The 4715-nt window shown below is 38.0% G+C and carries 6 protein-coding genes; 5 read left to right on the forward strand and 1 reads right to left on the reverse strand.

From position 1 onward, the window contains the following. Nucleotides 1-276 precede the first annotated feature (276 nt). The 5 genes from ACH10T_RS06830 (at nt 277) to ACH10T_RS06850 (ending at nt 4045) form a co-directional block, all read left to right on the forward strand. Nucleotides 277-483, forward strand: coding sequence for a hypothetical protein (locus ACH10T_RS06830; RefSeq protein ID WP_394808564.1), 207 nt, complete (start codon nt 277-279; stop codon nt 481-483). 238 nt (nt 484-721) lie between these two features. Continuing rightward, complete coding sequence (locus ACH10T_RS06835; protein WP_394808565.1) at nt 722-1075, forward strand: hypothetical protein; 354 nt, start codon at nt 722-724, stop codon at nt 1073-1075. A 97-nt stretch (nt 1076-1172) separates the two neighbouring features. Then, nucleotides 1173-1526: a hypothetical protein gene (locus ACH10T_RS06840; protein ID WP_394808566.1), complete on the forward strand. Its 354-nt coding sequence runs from the start codon at nt 1173-1175 to the stop codon at nt 1524-1526. Nucleotides 1527-2507: 981 nt separating this feature from the next. Then, the gene (locus ACH10T_RS06845) at nt 2508-3179 is read left to right on the forward strand and encodes a hypothetical protein (protein ID WP_394808567.1); all 672 of its coding nucleotides are present in this window, start codon (nt 2508-2510) and stop codon (nt 3177-3179) included. 83 nt (nt 3180-3262) lie between these two features. After that, the gene (locus tag ACH10T_RS06850) at nt 3263-4045 is read left to right on the forward strand and encodes a hypothetical protein (RefSeq protein ID WP_394808568.1); all 783 of its coding nucleotides are present in this window, start codon (nt 3263-3265) and stop codon (nt 4043-4045) included. A gap of 383 nt (nt 4046-4428) precedes the next feature. Here the strand turns inward: ACH10T_RS06850 and ACH10T_RS06855 are convergent, their stop codons facing one another. Further along, nucleotides 4429-4596: a hypothetical protein gene (locus tag ACH10T_RS06855; RefSeq protein ID WP_394808569.1), complete on the reverse strand. Its 168-nt coding sequence runs from the start codon at nt 4594-4596 to the stop codon at nt 4429-4431. Between the last annotated feature and the right edge of the window lie 119 nt (nt 4597-4715).

A 4715-nucleotide genomic window follows, 5' to 3' on the forward strand; every position in this document is an offset into this window, starting at 1 on the left:
GATGTGTTTGTTACGGCCAATCCGGGCAGCGTTTAGTTGTTCCCAAGGAATCCTGTGAACTGGCTGTTACCTCCGGATGGGATCGTAAGAAAGCATAATAGCTATTGAATACGATTACTTGTTTCAAGTTGTGGACATACTAAGGAATCATATCGGCGAAGTAGAAGGGCTTCGAGTAGGGTTTATGGTTATTGGTATTGAGCCGTTACATAAGCTTGATCAGAAATTAATAGAAGAGTCGCTCAGTCCTATTAATTAATAAAAAGGAAATAACCAATGAACACTAGCATTAAGAGAAAAAGAGGGAAGCGGCATATAAATTCCCAAGCAAAGCGATTGGTTAAGCAATACCGTAATCTTCAAATCTTTCTTTCTGCACCGGATAGTCTTTCAACGCTTGCCCGGGCGTTGCTTGCTATGTCTATTTTTAATTATGCAACTCGCTTTATTCAACGAACAATTAAAAAATCACAGTCTGTTTAACCTACATTACCTCCAAGGGTCGCGCCGCCGACCGGCGCGAAGGGTATGACCCCGAAAGGGGGCATGCTGCCCGAACCCTAACGCGGTTTATCTTTATCCTGAATACTCCATTTTGCCAAACGGTTTTGACTTTTTCTTTACTTGTAAAACTCATTTTCGCGCTGTGTTGTAGGGAATAATACTATGGTGCTATTCTTAGTGGGGAACTAACTGACCATAACAATGAGGACGTATAACTATGAGAATTTCGATATTATCGCTATCTGTTTTTGGTTTGTTCGGATTACTAACTTCCTGCGCACCTTTTGAACCTTATCAAATGGATATGACTGAAGAAATTCGGAATGCAAAAACTCCGAGTGACCATAATGAACTTGCTCAGCATTATGAGGATACTGCAAAGGAAATGCTGTCAAATGCAGAAAGACATAAAAAAATGCTTGCGGAATATGAAGCACAAAGACAATATTATGGAAAACGCGGCTTAGATATGGAATCGATGTGTCGCGCTTTGATATATGTGTATGAGCAAGCTACAAAGCAAAATATGGATTTGGCTAAATCTCATCGCTTAATGGCCGAAGCGTTTTAATAATTTTTTTGCTTTAATTACATTGCATACTAGTGCAAATGTTCCTGACGTAGTAGTATTAATACTCCTACTTATATAATGGATTTATGGGGATATTATGAAAACTAAAATTAGAGTTTTATTTTTAATCATTCTGGGTTTATTAGTTTCAGGTGTACAAATGAATGCTTACTCAATGGACTTGGGGCAAGCTGTTCATGATGCTAAAACCCCTGCAAACCATGAGGCAGTGGCTAAATTTTATGATGAAGCTGCTAAGGAAATGCAAGCAAAAGTGCAGGAACATAAAAAAATGTATGAGCAATATCAGGCAGAAAGTCAATATTACGGTAGACAAGGCCTAGATATGGCATCGATGTGCCAAGGCTTGATACGTGCATACGAACAAGCTGCAAAAGAAAATACGAATATGGCCGCCTCTCATCGGAAAATGGCTGCAGAGGCAAAATAATAAGTGGAGTATGTCGTTACTTTTAAATTAATTCAATCAAACAATATAACAATCAGTCGTATCCCTAAAGTTAGATCGGTTTTATACTATTTACTGCGCTAAAAACGATTAGTCTTTTAAAATCATATTTCTTGCATGATCGCTAAGCGATCATGCATTTCTTCTTTATAAATTTCTGTCCTTCATCTGACTTTCACCATTTTATTAAGCGGGTTTATATTTCCTGTTGCTTGCCGTCTTTGTATTTTTCCTGCTGTATTTCCTTCAAAATACCTATTATTATGTTAAGTTAATAAATAATATAGGTATGCATTGCAACTTACTAATACTAATATGTTTTCTAAACTTAATAATCTTTATTGGTTTATTAGATACAGCCGCAACAAATCGATTAAGCATCGGTATTATCGCTATGTTGCGGTCGAAAAAAAAACGCCTGATCGAGTCAGGTGTTGATAGTGAAGAATTGCGTCTTTACTGTAGGTCTCTTAGTGGAAGGTTAAATCATCACGCCGAAAGACGCTTAGAAATTTATCGAAAAAATTTAAAATAGTATCGCTTTTTCTTCTATTCTTTATTCTTCTGCAATTGCCAATAATTTGTATTATGTAAAATGATAAGAATAATAGTATTAATAATCAATTACTTACGAAATGGTCTTTTCGGTAACGTTCGAGCCTTCTCTCAGCGTGTGAATTTAGCCGGTTACTAAGCGCACGACAAAGCAAACGCAATTCCTCTTTATCAACGCCTGATTCAATCAGGCGTTTTTTTTCTTTCAAAACATACCTGTAATATTTGCGTTTAACTGATTTGTTGCGCGTGTAGCGAATATGCCAATAAAGATTATTAAGTTTGGAATACATGTGGGGTAAAAGAAATTGATGAACTTGTAGCAATTACGTAAAGTTAGAATAAATAATTTACCCCTTAAAAGAAATGGTTTTGCAATCTGAACTTGATTTCATTAAAGGTATCTAAATGATTTGGAAAACGAAAGAACTGCAAGATACAGTACTTGCAAAATACGGAAATAAACAAGGCATGTCGCTAACACAATGTTTAATAGCAATTGAAAAACGGCAAAGATTTGCGAGATATCATTTTTCAGAATTTAAAAGATTGTTGGAAGATAATATAAATGACCTAATATTAGGTAATGATGATAATGATCCACATGCTGAAGCTCATATTTTTGCTCTAATGCAATGCATGCATGGGATTCACGATACTTTAGCTCATGCAATTTATTATGCGCTCGTAATGGATATAGACTCAGAAATGCAATTTACTGATAAAAGAAATATCAATATAACTAATGTCAAAGGAAAATTGCTACTTAATAATAAGTACAAAGATTTAGTAAGATTAATTACAAAGTTAGTCTGCAATGATAACTATAAATTTCTTAATGCATATGTCAATCATTCAAAACATAGAAGTTTAATCAACATGGTGCGTCTAATTGATGGTAAAAAGAAAGAAAATATGTGCCAGCTCGTTTTTAGTAAATTTAACCATAATCATGACAGCTTTGATGAAAAACCAATTACAGAATACATCGAGTTAGAATATCATCGGCAAGCCAAATTAGTTGTAGACATTGGAATTGAAATAAACAAAGTTGTTCAGCAAAAGGGATATGAAATATAAACCGGAATAGCAATATGGCGAAAGCAGATGTTTTAAACTCCATGTTACCATCATATATTTATAGCCCTCTGAGAGGAATCACGATGAGTTCATTGCTAAAATTACTGAGTGTGCTGGGCATAACAATATTTGCTTGCTCCCAGACGATGGCCGCTGGCTATTCTTCGCGCACCCACAATTACGCTATTGAGTATCTGAAGCCAAAGGCGGGCATGGGCGATATATCCATCATAAACATAACAGTAAATCGGAAAATCACTGCGAGCGAAGCCGAGCGTCTACTCAAAGAAGAAATTCAAAAAGCCGCTGCTCTATTTCCACCCAAAGGCGAGCTAATGGCTTACGCATGGATTGAAACCAATACTGTTGCGGGTTCCGAGGAGATGATAAAGCTCCCAGACGGCTCAAACTTCCTTATCTACTCGCCGAAAACCAAAAAAGCGCAAACAGAAAAGCAGTACGACATCTCAAAGCAGAAGCCACCACAAGCAGGCAAAGGAATCAAAGTCGATTTTTCGCTTGAATTGGAGCGAGGAACCGATGGCCGAGTGCGCATTCTTGGAACAACGAATCTTCCTCATGGCATGACTTTAATGACTGGACTTCGTAAAGTAGGCGCCAAATACTTTGCACAAGACAATGTTGAAGTTATCAATGGCCGTATTTCAACCACTTGGTTTAGTGATGGCGGCAAAGCACTATCATCTGGCGCGTATGAAGTGAGAATCTCTAGCCCGCTTCCAGCATTGCAGTCGACCGCTGTACGCGATGTCATTGGCCAGATGGGAGAAAATCTTTCAGGTCCAATTACAACGTCAATGGGTTCAAAGATGATTGATCTCACTTTTAAAAAAGACACCCCCTGACGCTTGGAAAAACATCCTGATATGTCGGTGCGCAAGGCCCAACTTTACGTTAGTTGCATATATGCATGAATACCTAAGATATCAAACTGAAATCTCAATATACCAGTTACTAGATTGATCCGATTTGGTGAGCCATTAAGGGCAAGAACTATTAAATTCTGCTTGGCAATATGGGGAAGTCAGGATAAAGATAAATCGCATTAGGGTTCGGGCAGCATGCCCCCTCTCGGGTTCGGGTGCATACCCTTCGCGCCGGTCGGCGGCGCGACCCTTGGACGTGAGGTTGTTTTAAGTGGCGCCAGTGGAAAACCTCTGAATCTTGAAAGTTACAGCGTAACTACCAAGCAATAACTACCCTCCTCTTTCTTAAGAATTCCTACTGGTCATTTTTTTATTTTCAGGACATCTTCATCTTGAAAACCTTTTGAATCGCCGAATAAAAGCTCAATGAAACGCTTCTGCGATATCAACCGAAAAAGCCTAAGCAAGAAAACAGCAAAGAAATAAGTCCAGCACCATATAAAATCAATCACTTCAAGCAACTTTTTCATTTTTGAAACTCCTTTTTATAAATTATGCTTTCTTACGATCCCATCCGGAGGTAACAGCCAGTTCACAGGATTCCTTGGGAACAACTAAACGCTGCCCGGATTGGCCGTAACAAACACAT

It is taken from the genome of Nitrosomonas sp. (genome assembly GCF_043753625.1).
GTDB lineage: Bacteria > Pseudomonadota > Gammaproteobacteria > Burkholderiales > Nitrosomonadaceae > Nitrosomonas.

What these genes read in the sequence shown, in the direction of transcription:
- ACH10T_RS06855 (WP_394808569.1), bottom strand. Translation starts at nt 4,596, where the DNA reads ATGAAAAAGTTGCTTGAAGTGATTGATTTTATATGGTGCTGGACTTAT.
- ACH10T_RS06845 (WP_394808567.1), top strand. Translation starts at nt 2,508, where the DNA reads ATGATTTGGAAAACGAAAGAACTGCAAGATACAGTACTTGCAAAATAC.
- ACH10T_RS06835 (WP_394808565.1), top strand. Translation starts at nt 722, where the DNA reads ATGAGAATTTCGATATTATCGCTATCTGTTTTTGGTTTGTTCGGATTA.
- ACH10T_RS06830 (WP_394808564.1), top strand. Translation starts at nt 277, where the DNA reads ATGAACACTAGCATTAAGAGAAAAAGAGGGAAGCGGCATATAAATTCC.
- ACH10T_RS06850 (WP_394808568.1), top strand. Translation starts at nt 3,263, where the DNA reads ATGAGTTCATTGCTAAAATTACTGAGTGTGCTGGGCATAACAATATTT.
- ACH10T_RS06840 (WP_394808566.1), top strand. Translation starts at nt 1,173, where the DNA reads ATGAAAACTAAAATTAGAGTTTTATTTTTAATCATTCTGGGTTTATTA.